This window comes from Priestia sp. ST2 (assembly GCF_055810735.1).
In genome coordinates, this window is record NZ_JBVVNT010000003.1 from 302,779 (window position 1) to 322,940 (window position 20,162).

A 20,162-nucleotide genomic window follows, 5' to 3' on the forward strand; every position below is an offset into this window, starting at 1 on the left:
TCCTCCTTTTATAAATGCACCTTTGGCTTAATGCCTTTAAGTGACAGTAATTTGACGTGGTAGCTAAATAGAAATTCATAGGCTTCTAGCGCTTTTTTTGTTTCAAATGCATTTTTCCCCCACACCGTAATCCCGTGGTTACGAATCAAAATCGCGCCTTGATCGCCTTTTATATGATGAGAAAACTCTTCTGCTAGTGTCGGAATATCTGCGTAATTCGGAATAATCGGAACAGTAATTTCCGCATCTTCTTCCCAAATACCTAGCGCCTTAATAATTTCTTGACCTTTGAATGAAATAATGCCTTCATCTCCGTACAGTTCAGAGATCACGTTGTTGTCGATTGTATGTACATGAAGGCTGCACCCAGCATTCGTTAAATTGTAAATCTTAACGTGCAGAAGCGTTTCAGCAGAAGGCTTTAAATGCGTGTCTTCTGCAGGCTTTCCGTATTGATCAACTAATAAAAAATCTTCATTTGTACGTTTTCGTTTATCTTTTCCACTTGCTGATACAAAGAAAGTTGTCGGGTTTTGGTCCACTTTAATTGCTAAGTTTCCGCTTGTACCAAAGAACCAATCGCGCTCTGCCAGCTCATCTTTTATATCCGCAAGCTCGTGTAATCGCTGCTGAGCCATGATACTCATGCTTTCACCTCTTCTGTTAATTCTTGTAAATGATGAATGACATCATAAAAAGTAGAAAAAGGACGATACGGTAGAGATAGCTCTTCACATTTTTCAATTAAAAAGTCACGTGCAATGACCGTATCAGCTAATTTGGCAGCCTGCAAATCCGTAATGGAATCGCCAATAACAACCGTATGATCTCTTTCATCTGCAAGATGGCGAATAATCGTTGGCTTACAGCAGCCGCAGTCATTTGTACACTGTTTATCACATGTATGAGGCCACGTAATGGAAATATGCTCACCGGAAAAATCAGATCCGTTGCAGTAGAGCATTTCCTCTGCAACTCGATTTCCCAAAAGTGGTTTTACAAAAAAGTCAATTCCTCCGCTTACAATATAAAGCGGAATATGGTGCTCTTTTGTATAGGCAATAAAATCATCAAATCCATCTCGAATAGCAGACGTCTCTAAAATATAAGAAATAATATCTTCTTTTAATTCCACGGGGAGCAAGGCAAACATTTGCCCTACTCCTTCTTGAATGGAGACGCGCTGTGCCAACACGTCGTCTTTAATACTTTCCCACTCCGGAGGAGCAAATTGTTTCATAATAGCAATAATGTTATCGCTATTTGTAATTGTTCCATCAAAGTCACAAAAGATTTTTAACGATGTCATGCTTTCACCTCTACTGTTCCCCATAGTTGCAAAGCTTTTTGCAACTCTTTTGATTCTTCAGCTTTTTCGGTTAGTGTTTGATGAGAGAGTACTGCATCTATCGCCGCACGGAAGGCTTTTCCTCCTCCGATAGCTCCGTCTGGATGACCGTGAACTCCGCCTCCTGCATTAATAATGCTGTCGATTCCAAAGTCCTTCACAAGCTGCGGTACCATTCCAGGATGAATTCCTGCTGAAGGAACCGGGAAAGACTGCTTATATTTGTATACAGGACGCGTTAATTCGTAGGCAATGCCTGTCGTATCTTCAAGAGAAAGCGCTACGCTTCCGTATGGTGATGGAAACAGTGAGAAATCTGCTCCGGCTAAACGCAATAGCTTTCCAAGCAGCAATGAATTTGAAAAACCGTAAAACTCTGATGGCGTAAGCGCTCCGCTAACAGCTGGGTGTGCCATAATCGGCAAGTTAATTTCATCGTCTTCTCGAAGTGCCTGCAGTACGTCTAACCCGTAAGCAAATACGTTGAATAAAAGAGCATCGGCTCCTAGCTCAGCTGCTTTTCTCGCTTTTTCTTTTAACTCAAACGTTCGTCCCGTTAAATTAACAGCATACAGCGTGCGGTGTCCCGTTTTTTCGTATACTTCATTCAGTACTTTTTTCCCTTCTGTAACGCGAGCTTCAAAAGGTGTTCGTTCACTATCAAACAAAATCTCGTCGTCTTTAACCAAATCCACTCCGCCAAGCGCTTGCTCACGCAGCTGAGTTGTTAAGTACGTCATACCTCTTCCAATCACGCCTTTAAAAATACTCATCACAAGCGGACGGTCATAAACGCCTAGTTTCTCTCGGATACCTTCTATTCCAAAGCGCGGTCCTGGGAATTCAGCTAATAATTCATCAGGAAAATCCAAGTCTAATAATTTCACTTTTCCATCAAGTGATAGTTTTCCGAAAACCGTAACTAAAATAGCCGGTAAATCTCTTGAAAAGTTGGCAGTTGGATAAGCAATTTTGACAATAGCCTGCTTAATTTCTCCGCCTAAATATCCGTTTACACGTTCGCAATCTTGAAGCTCAGTTACGGACACGACGCGCCCTTTATGCTTTTGAAGCTGCTGCTGATCTAAAAGCGGCAGATCTGTCCATGAGCCGACGGTTAGTCCTAAAGCAATTCCTTCCGCTTTTTTATGAAAATTTCCTTTATTATCATGTAGTAAGTAGCTTGCAACGATTTCGCTCATTATGCTAAAAACTCCCTTGCTGTTTAATATCGTTAATAAAAAAAGCCTCTTCTGTGATTAAGAAGAGGCTTTCGTTGCTCTTCTTATCTCTCAGCTGCTGCTGCAAGAATTAGCACCGTGCTTAACATGCGTTAAGTCGGTTGCCGGGCTTCATCGGGCTAGTCCCTCCACCTACTCTTAATAAGAAAGTTGCTATTTATTTAAATTGAATTCGTAGATTATATACTAAATAAAAAATACCGCTAGGATTTATCGGTTATTAATCTCGTTAACTTCTTACATATTAAGCCAACTCAAAAAGGATTGTCAATGCGTTTTTAAAATAAATTTAATTTTTTTATTCGAGATACAGCTTCTCTCATTCGTTCTTCATCCGTCAGCAGTCCTACGCGTACATAGCCTTCACCATATGTTCCAAAGCCTACACCAGGAGCAACTACAACGTGGGCTTTTTCAAGGAGTAAATCTGAAAACTGTTCGGAAGTATATCCTTGAGGAACTTTTAGCCATGCAAAAAAGGAGCCTGCTGGAGATGTAACATCCCAACCAATTTCTCGAAGCCCTTGAATAAAGGTATTGCGTCTAGATTCATAGCGCTTAACTAAATCATTCACACATTGTTGAGATTCCAACAGAGCTGCGGCTGCTGCCTCTTGAACCGCCCCAAAGAGACTGACATACATATGATCTTGAAGAAGATTAATAGCTTCTACTACACTTTCATTTCCTACAGCAAATCCAACTCGCCATCCCGCCATGTTATACGTTTTAGAAAGAGTATAAATTTCAATTCCCGTCTCTTTTGCACCAGGAGTCTGTAAAAAACTGATTGGCTTTTTACCATCAAACCCAATTGCTCCGTAAGCAAAGTCGTGTACCACACAAATATCGTGCTTGGCAGCAAACGCCACGGTGTCTTCAAAAAATTCTGCCGTTGCCACTGCACCAGTAGGATTATTCGGATAGTTTAAAAACATGAGCTTTGCCTGTTCTTTAGCACGTTCACTTATCTCTTCGTATACGGGTAGAAAATGATTTTCAGCCGTGAGAGGCATCACTTCCATCTTGGTTTTTGCAAGCTCTACTCCAGACCAGTAATCAGGATACCCAGGATCCGGAACCAGCACCGTATCTCCAGGATTTAACAAGCACTGCGGGATTTCAACAAGTCCACCCTTTCCGCCAAATAAAATAGCTACTTCTTTTTCAGGATCTACATCAACGCCATATTCTCGTTTATAAAAAGTCGCAACGGCCTCTTTTAAAAACTGGTGCCCCCGAAATGGAGAATACTTATGATGCATAGGATTAGCACTTGCTTTTTGCAGTGTTCCTACAATATGTGAAGGAGTAGGCTGATCAGGATTTCCCTGCCCTAAGTTAATAACGTCGTGCCCTTGGGCCATTACTTTTCCTACCTTGCCCACAAGTGATGCAAAAAATTGTTTTGGTAAACTTTTTAATAGTTCCGATTGCTCAAATTGTTTCATCATCGCACACCTTCTCAAAAAATTCTTGAAATTCTAGTCACAAATAATATATTGTAATACTCAACTTGTAAAGTCATTTTTTTCAACTACTAAAAAAAGGACGGATGATAAAGTGAGTGTAAAAATTACGTGTTTGCAGCTTGATATTGCGTTTGGAAACCCAACTAAAAACCGAAAATATATCGAACAAAAAATGACGGAAGCCCTGAAAGAAAACCCTGATATCCTTGTGCTTCCTGAGCTATGGGATACAGCTTATGATTTGACGCGGCTAGACGAAATTGCAGATGATGAAGGACAGCAAGCCAAGCAATTAATCTCTCAGTTTGCTAAAACGAACGAAGTAAATATTGTGGCAGGTTCGATCGCGAAAAAAACAGAGCAAGGCGTCACGAATACGATGTATATTTTTGACCGAAAAGGTCGTGAAGTATCACAATACAGTAAACTGCACTTATTTAAATTAATGGATGAACACCTGTATTTAGAAGCAGGAACAGCAAAAAATCTTTTTACACTTGAACAGTCACTGTGCGCAGGAGTTATTTGTTACGATATTCGTTTTCCAGAATGGATTCGGGTTCACACTAGCAGCGGAGCAGAAGTCTTGTTTGTTGTCGCTCAGTGGCCGGCTCCAAGACTTGCCCACTGGAAAGCCCTGCTCATTAGCCGTGCAATCGAAAATCAATGCTATGTAATCGCATGTAATCGTGTAGGCCAAGATCCTAATAACACATTTGCCGGACATTCCTTAGTCATCGATCCGTGGGGAGAAATAATCGCTGAAGCTGGCGATAGCGAAGAACTTTTGAGTGCTGAGGTTAACCTGGAACTTGTAAAAGAAATTCGTAAACAAATTCCCGTCTTTACAGATCGCCGTACAGAATTTTATTAATTATGTATTGACAGCCGTTTTTTTGCATGATACGATTTTCACCAGATATCATAAAATATTCAAACAAATCAAAATTGAATAAGTAATCGTACTCTTATCAAGAGTTGGCTGAGGGATTTGGCCCTGTGAAGCCCAGCAACCGACCGTCATTCCATCCTAAGATGGATCACACCCGTAAAACATGTTTTACAAAGGCACGGTGCTAATTCCAACAGAAAGTAATTTTTTCTGGCAGATAAGAGGTTTGAACACTACAATCAAGCCTCTTTCCAACGAAAGAGGCTTTTATATTTTCTAAAATTATAAAAGCCTCCATATATTCTTAAACCTATTAACTTAGTAAACAAATCAGTTTAATAAACTATGGAGGGATTCCGATGTCAACAACAAAAACAGAGAAATATCACCCTTTAACAGAAATTTCAGCAATCAAACTTGTGAAAAAGCTAGGTCTTTTTGATGCCACAGAAGCACTGACTGCCCGTGAAATTGGTGACGGCAACTTAAATCTCGTCTTTCACATCATAAATGATCAAACAAATAAATCCATTATCGTCAAACAAGCGCTTCCCTATGCAAAAGTTGTAGGCGAAAGCTGGCCTCTATCCTTGAACCGTGCCACAATTGAAAGCAATGCGCTCAAGCAATTCGGTGCATTTACGCCAGAACTTGTGCCCGCTGTTTATTACCACGATGAAACGCTTGCTGTTACGGTCATGGAAGACCTGTCTCATTTAACGATTTCTCGCGCCGGACTTATTCAAGGTGAAAGTTATCCTCTGCTCTCACAGCATATCGGTTCTTTTTTAGGACATATTGCGTTCAAAACGTCTGATTTCGCCTTAAAACCTCAGGATAAAAAAGAAGAAGTTGTTAAGTACAGCAACCCCGACTTATGCAATATTACGGAAGATTTAGTTTTTACAGATCCTTTTTTTGATATTGATACAAATGAATTTGAAAAAGCGCTGCGTCCTGATGTAGAAGAATTGTGGAATGATGGTGATGTAAAGCTACAAGCAGCAAAATTAAAATATAAATTTTTAACAAATGCGCAAACGCTAATCCACGGTGATTTACATACAGGCAGCATCTTTGCTAGCAGTCAAGAAACGAAAGTGATTGATCCAGAGTTTGCTTTTTACGGTCCGTTTGGATTCGATTTAGGGCAATTTGTTGCGAATTTATTTTTAAATGCTCTTTCTCGAGAAACAAATCGCGAACCGTTATTTGCACACATTACGAACACATGGAACGTATTCAAAGATACCTTTACGGCGCTTTGGCATTCTGAAAACACTGAACCTTTCGCTAAAGATGAGCGCTTATTACATGAAATTTTAACGCAAACGTGGCAAGATGCTGTTGGATATGCAGGATGTGAAATCATTCGACGTACGATTGGCTTAGCTCACGTGGCGGACTTAGACGAAATTTCTTCAGAGGAAAGAAAAATTAACGCTAAACGTACTGCGTTAAAAATTGGACGCTATTTGCTTCTGCACCAACAAGATGTTTCACCAAATGAATTTGAACATTTACTTCGATAACGAATAATGTACACAATGAAAGGATCGGTATCAGCATGACAAATACACTATCACTTCCGCGCTCAGTGGAATGGAATGAATCATATATTACTTTATTAGATCAGCAGCAGCTTCCTGGCAAAGTTGAATATATTAAGCTGCAAACCATTAAAGACGTATGGGATGCTATCACTACCTTGAAAGTACGCGGAGCTCCTGCAATTGGCATTACGGCGGCTTTTGGTCTTGCTCTTTCTGCGCTTAGCTATGACACAGATTCAGTCAAGGAATTTAACAAAAAACTAGCTCTTGATCAACAGTATTTAGCTAGTTCACGCCCTACTGCCGTCAATTTATTTTGGGCATTGGAGCGCGTAGCGAAAAGCGCTGAATCCGCTTCGTCCGTTAATGAAGCTAAAACAAAAGTTGTTCATGAAGCTATTCAAATTCAAGTAGAAGATGAAGAAACGTGCTACCGAATTGGAGATCATGCTCTTTCTTTATTTAAAAAGAAAGATAAAATCATGACAATATGTAATGCTGGTTCAATTGCTACAGCTTATTACGGAACAGCCTTAGCACCTTTTCACTTGTCTAAGCAGCGCGATATTCCGCTTGAAGTATTTGCCTGTGAAACAAGACCCGTTCTTCAAGGTTCTCGCTTAACAGCCTGGGAACTTCAGCAGTCGGGAGTGGACGTGACGCTGATTACGGATAATATGGCCGCTCATACCATTAAAACAAAAGGAATTAATGGGATTATTGTAGGTGCTGACCGCATTGCAGCAAATGGCGATACGGCTAACAAAATTGGAACATATGGACTTGCTCTTTTAGCGAAAGCATTCGGTATTCCATTTTACGTAGCAGCGCCGCAGTCCACATTTGATTTATCTATTCAAGACGGCAGCAGCGTCCCTATTGAAGAACGTTCACCTAAAGAAGTAACGCACATTGGAGATACACAAATTGCTCCAGACGGAATCTCTGTGTACAATCCAGCTTTTGATGTGACGCCAAGCGAACTGATTACGGCCATTATTACAGAGCATGGAATTATCCATTCCCCGTCTTTGGAATCCATTCAAAAAGTTTTGCTGCAATCTGCTCAATAAAAAAAGCCGCTGCTATGCGGCTTTTTTTTGTTGATCACTGGTTTTCACCTGCATTTGTAACACAATTGTAACAGTACTCTCTTCTTTTTCTACATATATTATAGGGGATTCTTTTTGAATAAGGGGGAGTAAATATGAGTTCAGAGCAAAAAACGGATAAAAACAAAGCGCTGAATCGTAAGCAGCACTATCAGCTATTCGATTTATCCAAAGATGAAGAACTAAATTCCCTTCCTTCTCCTCAGCAAATTGACGGTGTTTTTGTGCAGGGAGAAGGCTGGAAATTGGACGGTGAATAGTTATTTTAACTCCAGAGCGCCTTTTGCTACATTTCTTTCAAGCATTAATAGTTTCTCTTTTATATGAGTTTGGGAACCTGCATAACCTGTTAAAGCTCCATTTTTTCCAATCACACGGTGACAAGGTAAAATAATAGGCAGTGGATTTCGACGATTCGCTTGTCCCACAGCCCTTACGGCTTTAGAGCGATTAACAGACTCCGCTACATCACTATAAGACCACGTTTGTCCATAAGGTATACCTTTAAGCGTTAACCATACTTCTTTTTGGAAGTCTGTTCCTTTTATATCCAAAGGCAAATCAAATGTTAACGTGCGCCCTTCAGCATAATCCTGCAGCTGTCGCTTTGCTTCTTTCACATGATGATAATTTTCGTCATGGACAAGTTTTTTAAGCTGCTCGTTATGATCATCGCTATCAAACCAAATATGTTGAACCCCTTTTTCCGAGGCTACAATATAAATTTTCAAATCAGAAAATAAATTCATTTCTCCGTAGTACATATTTTTTATCCTTTCTAATTAAGCTGGAAGAATAACATGAAAAGCTGTGCCTTCTCCTATTTTGCTTTCCACTTCAATTCGCCCTTTATGTTCTTCGATAATTTTATATGAGACCATCAAACCGAGTCCCGTTCCTTTTTCTTTTGTCGTATAAAATGGTTCTCCTAAGCGCTTGATGCGCTCTTCGGGCATTCCGTCCCCTTGATCTCGAATGGAGACCGTCACGTAGTGCGGCTCTGTAGAGGAAACTTCAACAATAATTCTTCCTCCGTTTGACGTGACTTCAATTGCATTTTTAATGACATTTATTAGTACTTGCTTAATTTGGTTCGGCTCGCAGTATACCATTGGCAGCTGAGGAGACACACTTAGTTCAAACTGAATATTTTCTAAAAGCGCTTGAGCATTTAATAAATCAATCGTTTCTTTAACAACCCCAGCTAGATTTTTCTTTTCAAACTTTACGGCCTGTGGCTTAGCGAGTACGAGAAACTCTGTAATAATGGTTTCAATTCTTTTTAATTCGGATTTAATAATATCAAAATAAAGAGAGTGATCTTCTTGAATGCTGCTTTCTAACAGCTGCACAAACCCTTTTAAAGCTGTCATCGGGTTGCGGATTTCATGCGCAATCCCAGCTGCTAACTGGCCGACTACTTGAAGCGTATCCGATTTTCGAATCTGCTCTTGCATTTGATTTCGTTCCGTTACGTCTCTTAAAAGCGTCATATATAGACCTGGCAAGATATCTTTTTTCGTGGAAAATTCGATATTTTTAACTTTTTCGTTCCCCGTAACGTACGTAATCTCTCCTTCTGCTTCCCCTTTTTGCTCAATCGTTTCTTTATGCTCAATGACCGCATCTAAATTCGCTGAAGAAATAAAATCCTCCATGGAGTGCGCACAAATCTCCTCTTTGCTGAGTTCTAGAATATCACAAAGAGAAGAATTTACATCAATAATATTTCGCTTGCCGTCCCATAAAACTAACCCATCGATCGAACCATTAAAAATCTGTCTGAATTTCTCTTCGTTATTCCGAAGCTCCTGTTCGATTTTTGTACGTTCACTGATGTTTCGAAAAATCGTTAAATGGTCTCCTTCTATAATGCCTTTTTTCCCTGTGAATTCCAACTGTTTGATTTCTCCATTTGGCATGTAAAAAGGAAGCTGATTACGAATTTCTCCTTTTGTTTGAAACGTTTGGAGCACCTTTAACGCACTAAAGCTTTTTGTATCGATAAACGTATACAAATTGCTTCCAATTAATTTGTTTAACGGCAGCTCAAATGTACGCGAAGAAGCAAGATTAGCGTTCAAGATTTCACCATCATCTCTCCAAATCAAGATCGCTTCAATCGCATTTTCAAAAATAGCCCTGAAATTTTTTTCGCTTCTCAACAGTTGCTGCTCCATCAGCCGTTTTTCCGTCACGTCTCTCATAATGGACATATAGTATTGACTGTATATATTAGCCGTTGTGGTAAATTCAAAAAAAGTAACGTCTCCATTTTCGAGCCTGATCGGTAGCTCACCGCTTGTCTTTCCTTCTTGATGCAGAGTTCTCCATAATTTTTTCACCTTATAATGATAAGTAGGTTCTACAAGCTCTTCTAATGTTTTGGTTAGAAGCTGTGCTCTTGTATAATTTAATCGTTCGCAAAATGAAGGGTTCGCGTCGATAAGCTGACCCGTTCGATCAAAAATGACAATTCCGTCTACCGCTTCATTAAATACATCCATAAACATATGATGACTAATAAACCGTTCATTTTCCATCATTTTGTGCTGCGTAATATCCCGAAATGTACACACAATAATGCCCGACATGTGACTATGTTTGTGTGAAGTAAATTCAACATGTTTCATCATGCCGCTTCGAAGCGTCATCGCGCCTTCATATTTGAAATAGCTTTCTTCTAAGAGTGCTGGATAATACGCTTCAATCATGTCATACGGAAAATACATCAGAAAATCTTTCATTTGATACGTTAATAGCTCATCCTTTGTTTTTTCAAACAGCCCGCAGGCTGATTCATTTGCATTTATAACTTGAAAATACTCATCAAATACGACAATGGCATCTAATACGTCATTAAAAATAGCTCGTAGCTGCTGTAATTCACCTTGCTGCTTTTGCTCAGCTTCAGATGTTAATTCTCTGTGTGGTGACATGCTCATTGCTCCTTTCTTTTGCACTTCCCATTTCCCCACCTTTTATCTATAGACTTAGTATTCTACAAGATTTGCTTTTTACCTTTTTAAAATTAGCCACGTTTATTCAAAATGCGACATTTCTTCACATTATCCCGCTATTTAGAAATGGAGCATGAATAAAAGAGGCTGAGACATAACAAAATGAATCCAATCTAAAGACGAACAAATGAGATGCATGAGCTAGCTGAACCGCTTGTGACACCGCAGTTGATTTCCGTGCAAGACTTCGCTTTCCGCGGGCGGACGGTGAGCCTCCTCGTCGCTTCTGCTCCTGCGGGGTCTCATCTGTTCCGCTTTTCCCGCCGGAGTCTTCGCCTTGCCCTCCAATCAACTGCTAGAAGGAATGAAACAGCTAAAACCTATGCTCAACATAACAAAGAAAACGAACCGTGAATCAAACATGTTGATTCACGGTTCGTTTTTCACTTCGGCTAAAATACGTTTGTCCCAGTCTCATCGATCATTCACTACAATATAAGTGGCTTGAATAGGTCCATGCACGCCAACGACTAAATTCATTTCAATATCGGCTGAATTGCTCGGTCCCGTAATAAAGTTAATGCAAGAAGCAATCGTTTCTCCTCGCTCTACTTTTTCATGAATCATTTCAGCGGCTTGTGTCATGCGAGGAACAATTGAGCTTTGAGGAATGATTGCAATATAAGTGGCGGGCAGCAAACTGACCGATCGTCCTTTTTCAGCGCTGCTGAACAAAACAACTGTGCCGGATTCCGCTAGCGTCAAATCACTGAAGGTAATGCCAACATTTGCTTGTTCAGCTAGTTTAATATTCTCGTCGCCTTTTGCAGAATTCCATACATGAAGGCTACTGCTTGTTTCCCATTTCTCCATCAGCAGATTCAATCCATATTCGGAAAACCTAGGATCATCCCACGTGCTCACAAGACCATTTCCATAGTTCGCTACGGCTTCCTCAAGGACAGCTGGCAAGTGTTGTGATGATGTTTCTACATAGCGAGTATGAATACGTTCGCAATGGTTTTCAAGCTCTTTCTTTAATTGATCCGGCGAATAGCTGCGGTAGACCTCATGCTGAGGAGCGTGCTTCCATTGTGGCCTTACTACGCCGTTTGTTCGTCTGCTTCTCTTAAGATTAGCAGCAATATTGTCTAAAAAACTGTCTCTATTTTGAATGCTTCCGTTCATCATTATCACTCCTTTTATCAAACCAATCTCGTAAGCGCTCTTTTGTAGGCGCTGGAAACTCTCTGCTTTCCGTCCACGCTTTTAATGGACCAGGCCCCTTGGAAATACTGCTTCCTGACATAAAAGGAGTAAGAGCTGCCGGTGCTACTTTAGCGCCCACTGTATATAGAGAAGAAGAAGCTGCTCCCAAGCCAAATGCTTTCATCGCCAGCTTTTCCGAAATAGGTGCTTTTCCTTCTTTTTCGACAATTCGCTGACGGTGCTTGTGCAATAGCTCATGCAGCGGAATTTTGACCGGACAGGCATCTGTACAGGCTGCGCATAGCGTTGAGGCATATGGAAGCTCTTTGTAATCTTCATAGCCTCCAAGCAAAGGAGATAATACAGCTCCAATCGGACCTGAATAAATAGATCCATATGAATGTCCTCCAATATGGCGATACACGGGACATACATTCACACATGCCGCACAGCGAATACACTGTAAAACAGATTGAAACTCAGTTCCTAAAATCGCAGATCGTCCGTTATCTACAATCACTAGGTGAAATTCTTCCGGTCCGTCTACTTCCCCTGGAAGTCTAGGTCCCGTAAGTGCCGTTACGTAACTTGTAAGCCGCTGACCTACTGCACTTCTAGTTAAAAGGCTTACCAACACTTCAAATTCTTCAAATGTTGGCACAATTCGTTCCATTCCCATCACCGTAATCTGCGTTTTAGGGAGGGCGGTCGTTAGCCTTGCATTTCCTTCATTGGTAACAAGTGAAATAGATCCAGATTCTGCAATCGCAAAATTACATCCCGTGATGCCAATATCCGCTGATAAAAATTCTTTTCTCAGCATTTCCCGGGCATGAAGGGCTAGTTCTTCAGGTTTTTCTGTTTTTTTATAAGAAAGCTTTTCCTGAAATACATCTCTAATTTGTTCTTTATTTTTATGAAGTGCAGGAGCTACGATATGAGAAGGCGGATCGTGATCATCTACTTGCAGAATATATTCTCCTAAGTCCGTTTCAATAACTTCGCAGCCCAGTTCTTCTAATGCAGCGTTCATATGAATTTCTTCTGTAACCATTGACTTGGATTTAACCACTTTCTTTGCCTGTTTTTGCCTCGCTACATTTTTTATGTACTCATTCGCTTCTTCAGCTGTTTGAGCGAAAAAAACGTGGCCTCCGCGTTTAGCTACATTATCAGTGAGCTGTTCTAAATAGTAATCTAAATTTTCAAGCGTATGCTGACGAATTTCTTCCCCAAGCGCTCGCCATTCTTCCCAGTTTCCTAACTCTTCTGCCGCATCTAATCTACGGCTTCTTAAGCGCTCTTGAGCACCTGAAACCGCAAAGCGCATAAACGCATTATTGACTCCATCATCAACACGTTTTTTAAACTGATCGTTTCCTATTTTCATAGACATTTGGTATTCTCCTTTCTTTACATTCTGCTATTTAACACTTCAGCGATATGCATCACTTTTACGGGCTGTCCTTTTCGTTCAATTCTTCCTCCAATATTCATAAGACAGCCGCAGTCTGCTCCAATTAAGTACTCTGCGTTTGTCTTAGCTATACAACCCACTTTTTCATCGACCATTTGTTCGGAGATTTGCCCCATTTTAACCGAAAACGTCCCGCCGAATCCACAGCAGTTATGACTGTTTTCAAGGTTTTCCATTTCAAGACCCTTTACATTGTTTAATAGTGTAAAAGGTTCTTTTTTTACGTTTAGCAAACGCGTCATATGACAGGAAGAATGATAAGTGGCTTTACCATTTAAACTGGCTCCCACGTCTTCAACTTTTAAAACGTTTACAATAAAATTCGTTAGCTCATACGTTTTATCAGCAAGCTTCACGGCAGGTTCATGCCATGCAGCATCACCTCCAAAAAGATGAGGATACTCTTTGAACATTGTCACGCACGATCCAGACGGAGATACAACGTATTCTGCATGCTCAAACGCTTTTATCATGTTTTTCATCGCTTCTTTTGATTCTTTTACGTAACCGCTGTTATACGCAGGCTGCCCGCAGCAAACTTGGCTCTTTGGAAAATCCACTTCGCATCCTAATCGTTCTAACAATTCTACCGTCGCTTTTCCTACATTTGTTTGAAACATATCAATCAAACATGTCGCAAATAAAGATACTTTCATCATTTGCTCCCTCCAAGCTGATCATTTTACTTCTTTTAGTTAACAGGTCATCAGATGACTTAATGCTATTATACTCCTATGTTTTTCTAATTTCACTAGTTTTTCAAAAATACCTTTCTTTGTTTGCTATCTTTTTTCATAAAAAATAGGAAATTGAGATACGTGAAACCTACGTTTGCCATAACATTAAAAAAATCTGACCGGTGAAGATTCTCTATCAAGAATCTTCACCGGTCAGATCTTCCTTTAACTAAACTACTTTTGTCTTAGCTTCTTACTTATTTATTTCCAAAAATCATCAAATACTGTGATTGGCAATTGGCGTTTATGCTGCGTTTTTAAGAAGTGACCTTCAATGACGTTACTTGCATGTTCACCTACATCTTTGCCTTCTAAATAATCGTCGATTTGCTCATACGTTACGCCGAGTGCTTCTTCATCCGGAAGCTGTGGACGATCTTCTTCCAAATCAGCCGTTGGTTTTTTCATATATAGATGCTCAGGACAGCCTAATTCTTTTAGCATTTGTTTTCCTTGTCGCTTGTTCAGACGGAAGATAGGTACTAAGTCAGCTCCTCCATCACCGAATTTTGTATAAAACCCTGTAACAGCTTCAGCAGAGTGATCCGTTCCGAGTACGACTCCGCTGTACATGCCCGCTACCGTATATTGCGCAATCATTCGTTCACGTGCTTTTACATTTCCTTTGTTGAAGTCGGAAACTTTATCATCTGCCGCTTCTTCAACAGCAGAAAGCATCGCATCTACTGCTGGTTTTACGTTAATAGAAATAGATTTTGTTGGTTGAATAAAAGCAAGTGCATCTTGACAGTCTGCTTCATCTGCTTGCACACCGTATGGAAGACGAACAGCAATAAACTGATAGCGCTCTTCTCCGGCCTCTTCGTTCAACTCATTAACTGCTAGCTGCGCCAGCTTTCCCGTTAACGTAGAATCTTGGCCGCCGGAAATACCTAGTACAAACGAACGTAAAAAAGGATATTTGTTCATGTAGGATTTCAGAAAATCAACGCTGCGGCGAATTTCTTCTACGGGATTAATTTCTTTTTGGACGTGCATTTCTTCAATAATTTGCTTTTGTAGCTCTTTCATAAAAAAACTCTCCTCTCATTACTAGCTGACGGAATCTACACAAGTACGGTATCAGATAGTAACTTGCTTCTAGTCTCTTCAATATTTTGCATTTTGTTATCCCAGCAGTTTGTACTCAAGTCTACCGGATACTCTGTAGGACGAAATACATCTTCGTTCGATTTTGTAATGACTTTGTAGTCATCCCATAGATGCTTTAAGTTTTGTAAGCAGTAGGCTCTCATTTCTTCAATGGTAGGCTGCTCGTACACAAGCTTTCCCTGCGCAAAGATTGGCTGGTGAATTTTACGTGCGTTAAAGTTCGTGACAAACTTGCTGACGTGCGTATGAATCGGATGAAACATTTTTAAATGCTGCTCTTCATTCGGCACTTCGTCTTGCATCGTAATATAATCACCTTCCCATTTGTGGTTCACTTGATTTACAATTCGGTATACCTCTTTTAAACCAGGAGTGGAAATTTTCTCTGGATTTTCTGACAGCTTAATCGTATCCACCATGTTTCCATGATCATCTTCAATCGAAACCAGTTTGTACACCGCTCCTAGCGCAGGCTGATCAAAAGATGTCATGAGTTTTGTTCCAACTCCCCATCCATCAATTTTGGCACCTTGCGCTTTCAAATCTAGAATGCTGTACTCATCGAGATCATTCGAAGCAAAAATTTTCACATCATGATAGCCAGCTTCATCAAGCATTTTTCTTGCTTCTTGAGAAAGATATGGAAGTCTTCCGCTATCTAATCGAATACCGATAAAATTAATGCGATCTCCCATTTCTTTTGCTACTTTAATAGCATTGGGAATACCTGATTTTAACGTATTATATGTATCTACTAAAAAGATACAGTTACGGTGTGATTCCGCATACTTTTTAAACGCGCTGTACTCATCACGATAGACTTGAACAAGCGCATGAGCGTGAGTACCGGACACAGGAATTCCAAATACTTTCCCCGCTCTGACATTACTGGTTGCATCAAAGCCTCCAATATAAGCAGCTCTCGCTCCGTAAAATGCAGCATCCATCTCGTGTGCTCTTCTTGAGCCAAATTCCATAAGCTGATTCGTACCCGTATGCTCATATAAATTATCTTCTCCCGCGGCTAGGCGAATACGCGATGCTTTTGTCGCAATCAGCGGGTGGAAATTTAAAATATTTAAAAGCGGCGTTTCAATAAGCTGCGCTTCCGCTAAAGGAGCGTCAATTTGCAGCATAGGTTCGTTAGCAAAAATCATTTCGCCTTCTACAACCGAACGAACATTACCGCTAAAGCGAACTTGCTTTAAATAGTCGATAAACTCCGCTTCATAATGCAATTCTTCATATAAATAATCTAAGTCCGTTTCGCTAAACCTAAAATTAGCAATAAAATCAATTACTCTTTCTAGCCCGGCAAACACAGCATAACCGCTTTCAAACGGCATCCGACGAAAGTAAGCTTCGAATACAGAACGGCGTTTATGAATATGGTCTTTAAAATACGTATGTGCCATATTCAGTTCATATAAATCTGTATGCAAAGCTAAACTATCATCTCTATATTGCTTTTTCATACTTTGTAACCCTCCATTTGACAATCCTAGTTTCTATTATGTAAATCTTTTCACAATAGAGCAAGCATAAATTATCGGAAGGTGCTTGAATTTTAGTTTTTCTGTTATTTGGTGCACACTTTTCTACCTGAAATGGCATTATTTTTCTTCTGGTATGTATTTCATTAACACGTGTTCAACATTATCAAGATGACTCATCATAAAATGCTGAGCATCTTCTGCATGCTGAGAAAGAATAGCTTCATAAATTTGCTGATGCTCTTTATAAATCCGTTCAGCCGTTTTTTCTTCTGCATAAAGCCAGATGCGTCTTGTCTCTTTCATCGTTTCAATCATCATTTCTGATACGTTATTCATAAGCTTCACTAAAAGAGGGTTTTGCGATGCTTTGGCAATGGCTAAATGAAAAGCAAAATCTGCTTTCTCTCCCAGCTCTTCATTGCCAAACGCTCCTTTCATTTGTTCCAGGCTATCGGACAGCTGGTTAAGATCCGCATCCGTTCGCTTTTGAGCTGCCGCTCGAACAGCCCCAATTTCTAATACTTTTCTCACTTCAAGCAAATGTTCAATATCATTTTTATTCATTAATACAGCGCTAGTTACAGGCAAAGACAGCATATCAGAGTTAAATTCGCGTACAAATGTGCCTTCTCCTTGCTTCATCTCCAGCAGCCCCATCGCCCGCAAAGCGCTAAGAGCTTCACGAATAGCTGAGCGCCCTACCTGAAAGTTTTCTGCGAGCTGCTGCACTGAATCCAAACGGTCACCAGGCTTTAAGCTGCCTTCTTTTATATTCTCAAGAAGCGTTTCGGCTACTTCTTCATATATTTTTTTTGGCTTAATTCGCTTATATTCCACGTTTTCCACCTCATTTTTTTCGTTCACCAAGGTTTACATTAACCGAGACTCTTTCTTCTTTTACGTTTCTGTTACATTTTACCGAAATCCTTTCCCCTCCACAACAAAAGTGGCAAGGTATTTATACTTTATTTCTCAAATGTGCTAAAATAGTAAATTGATTTCATATTACGAGTTAAAAGGAGCTTTTTGAATGAACATTGTTGTCAGTACATTGAATGCGAAGTATATCCATACTTCTTTAGCCCTTCGATGTTTAAAAGCCTATGCAGAGCCTGACTATAAAGTGGATATGGCCGAATATACGATTAAAGATCCTGCTATGAACATTGTCACGGATTTATATAAACGCAACCCAGATATTATTGGTTTCAGCTGTTACATTTGGAATATTGAAGAAACGATTAAAGTCGCCCAAATGCTAAAAAAGATCAATCCCGAGCTCATCATTATATTCGGTGGACCAGAAGTAACCTATGATGTAACTCACTGGCTAGAGCGTATTCCTGAAGCTGACTTTATCGCTATTGGTGAAGGAGAAGAAACATTCAAGCAGCTGTTGGACGAACTTCATGGAGAGCGCCAGTTTGAAAACGTAAGCGGCGTGGCTTTCCGAAAAGAAGGAAAACCAGTTGTAAACCCGCAGCGCAATAAAATTGATCTGCGCGAAATGCCTTCTCCTTTCCGTTTTGAAGAAGACCGCCAAGAACTTTCAAAACGCGTTGTATATATTGAAACAAGCCGCGGCTGTCCGTTTAGCTGTCAGTTCTGTCTCTCTTCTATTGAAGTAGGCGTTCGTTATTTCGATAGAGAAAAGGTAAAAGAAGATATTCGCTATTTGATGGATAACGGAGCGCGCACGATTAAGTTCGTAGACCGCACGTTCAACATCAGCCGCAGCTACGCCATGGAAATGTTCCAATTTTTAATTGATGAACATCGTGAAGGCACCGTATTTCAATTTGAAATTACTGCCGATATTATGCGCCCAGAAGTTATTCAGTTCTTAAACGATCATGCGCCAAAAGGATTATTCCGCTTTGAAATTGGCGTTCAATCTACAAATGATGCTGTTAATGAACTAGTCAAACGCAAACAAAACTTTAAAAAGTTAACGCGTACCGTAACAATGGTGAAAGAAGGCGGAAAGATCGATCAGCATTTAGATTTAATCGCGGGACTGCCAGACGAAGATTATAACTCATTTAAGAATACGTTTAATGATGTATTTGCACTTCGCCCTGAAGAGCTTCAGCTAGGCTTTTTAAAAATGCTTCGCGGCACTGGCTTACGCTTAAGTGCGCCTCGCTATAATTATCAATACATGGATCAGTCGCCTTATGAGATTTTAAGCAATAACGTCTTGCCATTTTCAGATGTCGTACGTATTAAACATGTAGAAGATATTTTAGAAAAGTTTTGGAATGACCATCGAATGGATGAGACAATAGAGTTTTTAGTTGAGCACTGCTATGATACACCTTTTGATTTCTTCCAAAACTTCGGGACGTATTGGGATGAAATGGGCTGGGTTCGAATCGGCCATCAGCTTGAAGATTTATTCAGACGCCTTAGACAGTACATTGAAACAGAGAATTTTTCAAATGAAGAAATGATTGAAGGGTTTATGAAAATTGATTATTTACAAAACCAAAAGCATAAGCCTCGTAAACCTTGGTGGGACGATAAAGTAGAAAAACAAGTCCGCTCTCATTACTATCAGCAAATGCTTGCTAATCCTTCTATTATGGGACAGGCTTTTGAAGCTGAACAGCTTGCTGAAAAAGAATTATACAAGCACACTGTTTTAGAGATTCTGCCATTTGACTATATGTATTATAAACAAACGGGAAAAATAAATGAACAACCATCTGTTCTTCTTGCTTATTATGATCAAAAAGCAAACGATACAAAACTTTATTCGGCACCTGTAGAGGCATTTGGCCTTCCAGTTGTAAGCTAAAACCTCGGATACCCGAGGTTTTTTTCTTTAACATTCTTTTTTCTTTTCATGCTCTTTATCAGACTTTGTCTTTCCTAGGGATTCATATATTTTAGCTGCGTTGGGATCGCCCATTTCCGCTCCAAACTCTTCTTGCAGTAATTGTTTTTGCTTCGCTTCAGTGCTTGCGATATGCTTATTTTGTTGTTTATGTTTGCTCATTGTTACTTACCTTGCTTTCCTTTTTTGGAATTACGATTCGCGCCTTTAGCCGGCTCCTCGCCGCCAGCATATTCAGCAGCAAATTCTGCATCTGAAAGGCTCTCTTTTGGTGTATTATTGTTAGTCAGTGCTGATTTGTACCCTACTTTACGCTTTGCCATCATCTATCCCTCCTATGCTTGGAAGTCCATTGAACTTCCTTTTCTTAGAATGCACTTTCTGATGCGTAATATAAGCAGAAAAAGCTGTAAAAAAGCGGTTGAAACATAACGAAATTACTTTAATCTAAAGACAAACAAATGGGATAAATGAGTTCATCTGAACCGCTTGTGACACCACTGTTGATTTCCGTGCAAGGCTTCGCTTTCCGCGGGCGGTCGGTGAGCCTCCTCGTCGCTTATGCTCCTGCGGGGTCTCACCTGTTCCGCTTTTCCCGCAGGAGTCTTCGCCATGCCCTCCAATCAACAGCTGGAAGCAGGTAAAAATATGAGACCTATGTTTACCATCATAAAAAAATCCGAACGAGCTTGATTAAGAATTAAGCTCGTTTG

21 protein-coding genes and 2 riboswitches are annotated in these 20,162 nt (G+C 40.1%); of the genes, 5 read left to right on the forward strand and 16 right to left on the reverse strand.

Annotated features, from left to right (window positions below):
• Nucleotides 1-8 precede the first annotated feature (8 nt).
• The 4 genes from AC0KUU_RS14035 to AC0KUU_RS14050 form a co-directional block, all read right to left on the reverse strand.
• Nucleotides 9-647 (reverse strand): methylthioribulose 1-phosphate dehydratase, encoded by a 639-nt coding sequence (locus AC0KUU_RS14035; protein WP_322551865.1) that lies wholly within the window; start codon nt 645-647, stop codon nt 9-11.
• Complete coding sequence (locus AC0KUU_RS14040) at nt 644-1,309, reverse strand: 2-hydroxy-3-keto-5-methylthiopentenyl-1-phosphate phosphatase (RefSeq protein ID WP_028407890.1); 666 nt, start codon at nt 1,307-1,309, stop codon at nt 644-646. Before AC0KUU_RS14040 ends, AC0KUU_RS14035 begins: the two co-directional genes overlap by 4 nt.
• Nucleotides 1,306-2,550 (reverse strand): 2,3-diketo-5-methylthiopentyl-1-phosphate enolase, encoded by a 1,245-nt coding sequence (mtnW, locus tag AC0KUU_RS14045; RefSeq protein ID WP_162213836.1) that lies wholly within the window; start codon nt 2,548-2,550, stop codon nt 1,306-1,308. Before mtnW ends, AC0KUU_RS14040 begins: the two co-directional genes overlap by 4 nt.
• Nucleotides 2,551-2,630: 80 nt before the next feature.
• Nucleotides 2,631-2,737: riboswitch (SAM riboswitch) on the reverse strand.
• Between the two features lie 130 nt (nt 2,738-2,867).
• Entirely contained in the window at nt 2,868-4,040 is a 1,173-nt protein-coding gene (locus AC0KUU_RS14050; RefSeq protein ID WP_237074791.1) for a pyridoxal phosphate-dependent aminotransferase, read from the reverse strand.
• 112 nt (nt 4,041-4,152) lie between these two features.
• Between AC0KUU_RS14050 and AC0KUU_RS14055 the strand changes: the two genes are divergently transcribed.
• From AC0KUU_RS14055 to AC0KUU_RS14070, 4 genes are all read left to right on the forward strand, one after another.
• Nucleotides 4,153-4,935 carry a carbon-nitrogen family hydrolase gene (locus AC0KUU_RS14055; protein ID WP_043979671.1) on the forward strand — a complete coding sequence of 261 codons (783 nt, stop codon included), beginning with the start codon at nt 4,153-4,155 and terminating at the stop codon, nt 4,933-4,935.
• 91 nt (nt 4,936-5,026) lie between these two features.
• Nucleotides 5,027-5,177: riboswitch (SAM riboswitch) on the forward strand.
• Between the two features lie 135 nt (nt 5,178-5,312).
• The gene (gene mtnK, locus AC0KUU_RS14060; RefSeq protein WP_116371925.1) at nt 5,313-6,485 is read left to right on the forward strand and encodes an S-methyl-5-thioribose kinase; all 1,173 of its coding nucleotides are present in this window, start codon (nt 5,313-5,315) and stop codon (nt 6,483-6,485) included.
• A gap of 35 nt (nt 6,486-6,520) precedes the next feature.
• A complete protein-coding gene (gene mtnA, locus AC0KUU_RS14065) occupies nt 6,521-7,579 on the forward strand; it encodes an S-methyl-5-thioribose-1-phosphate isomerase (protein WP_322551864.1) in 1,059 nt (352 codons plus the stop codon).
• Nucleotides 7,580-7,713: 134 nt separating this feature from the next.
• Nucleotides 7,714-7,878 (forward strand): hypothetical protein, encoded by a 165-nt coding sequence (locus AC0KUU_RS14070; RefSeq protein WP_013082215.1) that lies wholly within the window; start codon nt 7,714-7,716, stop codon nt 7,876-7,878.
• On the opposite strand, the gene AC0KUU_RS14075 is transcribed toward AC0KUU_RS14070, so the two are convergent.
• The 9 genes from AC0KUU_RS14075 to AC0KUU_RS14115 form a co-directional block, all read right to left on the reverse strand.
• Nucleotides 7,879-8,382: a methylated-DNA--[protein]-cysteine S-methyltransferase gene (locus tag AC0KUU_RS14075; protein WP_116515939.1), complete on the reverse strand. Its 504-nt coding sequence runs from the start codon at nt 8,380-8,382 to the stop codon at nt 7,879-7,881.
• Between the two features lie 18 nt (nt 8,383-8,400).
• Nucleotides 8,401-10,557: a PAS domain S-box protein gene (locus AC0KUU_RS14080; RefSeq protein WP_322551863.1), complete on the reverse strand. Its 2,157-nt coding sequence runs from the start codon at nt 10,555-10,557 to the stop codon at nt 8,401-8,403.
• 124 nt (nt 10,558-10,681) lie between these two features.
• The gene (locus AC0KUU_RS14085) at nt 10,682-10,930 is read right to left on the reverse strand and encodes a hypothetical protein (protein WP_377569183.1); all 249 of its coding nucleotides are present in this window, start codon (nt 10,928-10,930) and stop codon (nt 10,682-10,684) included.
• A 122-nt stretch (nt 10,931-11,052) separates the two neighbouring features.
• Complete coding sequence (locus tag AC0KUU_RS14090; protein WP_097824030.1) at nt 11,053-11,766, reverse strand: LutC/YkgG family protein; 714 nt, start codon at nt 11,764-11,766, stop codon at nt 11,053-11,055.
• Nucleotides 11,744-13,183, reverse strand: coding sequence for a LutB/LldF family L-lactate oxidation iron-sulfur protein (locus tag AC0KUU_RS14095; RefSeq protein WP_318331098.1), 1,440 nt, complete (start codon nt 13,181-13,183; stop codon nt 11,744-11,746). The genes AC0KUU_RS14090 and AC0KUU_RS14095 overlap by 23 nt, the downstream gene beginning before the upstream one ends.
• A 17-nt stretch (nt 13,184-13,200) precedes the next feature.
• Nucleotides 13,201-13,920 (reverse strand): (Fe-S)-binding protein, encoded by a 720-nt coding sequence (locus AC0KUU_RS14100; RefSeq protein ID WP_322552489.1) that lies wholly within the window; start codon nt 13,918-13,920, stop codon nt 13,201-13,203.
• Nucleotides 13,921-14,202: 282 nt separating this feature from the next.
• Nucleotides 14,203-15,033, reverse strand: a complete 831-nt coding sequence (nadE, locus tag AC0KUU_RS14105; protein WP_013082209.1) for an ammonia-dependent NAD(+) synthetase — start codon at nt 15,031-15,033, stop codon at nt 14,203-14,205.
• Nucleotides 15,034-15,068: 35 nt separating this feature from the next.
• Complete coding sequence (locus AC0KUU_RS14110) at nt 15,069-16,589, reverse strand: nicotinate phosphoribosyltransferase (protein ID WP_043979686.1); 1,521 nt, start codon at nt 16,587-16,589, stop codon at nt 15,069-15,071.
• 138 nt (nt 16,590-16,727) lie between these two features.
• A complete protein-coding gene (locus AC0KUU_RS14115; protein WP_014461089.1) occupies nt 16,728-17,447 on the reverse strand; it encodes a FadR/GntR family transcriptional regulator in 720 nt (239 codons plus the stop codon).
• A 193-nt stretch (nt 17,448-17,640) separates the two neighbouring features.
• Between AC0KUU_RS14115 and AC0KUU_RS14120 the strand changes: the two genes are divergently transcribed.
• Nucleotides 17,641-19,410, forward strand: a complete 1,770-nt coding sequence (locus AC0KUU_RS14120; protein ID WP_060746702.1) for a B12-binding domain-containing radical SAM protein — start codon at nt 17,641-17,643, stop codon at nt 19,408-19,410.
• A gap of 27 nt (nt 19,411-19,437) precedes the next feature.
• Here the strand turns inward: AC0KUU_RS14120 and AC0KUU_RS14125 are convergent, their stop codons facing one another.
• The 3 genes from AC0KUU_RS14125 to AC0KUU_RS14135 form a co-directional block, all read right to left on the reverse strand.
• Nucleotides 19,438-19,611 (reverse strand): hypothetical protein, encoded by a 174-nt coding sequence (locus AC0KUU_RS14125; protein WP_164797379.1) that lies wholly within the window; start codon nt 19,609-19,611, stop codon nt 19,438-19,440.
• A 2-nt stretch (nt 19,612-19,613) separates the two neighbouring features.
• Nucleotides 19,614-19,772 carry a hypothetical protein gene (locus tag AC0KUU_RS14130; protein WP_025749458.1) on the reverse strand — a complete coding sequence of 53 codons (159 nt, stop codon included), beginning with the start codon at nt 19,770-19,772 and terminating at the stop codon, nt 19,614-19,616.
• Nucleotides 19,773-19,896: 124 nt separating this feature from the next.
• Complete coding sequence (locus AC0KUU_RS14135; protein ID WP_116733217.1) at nt 19,897-20,076, reverse strand: hypothetical protein; 180 nt, start codon at nt 20,074-20,076, stop codon at nt 19,897-19,899.
• Nucleotides 20,077-20,162 lie beyond the last annotated feature (86 nt).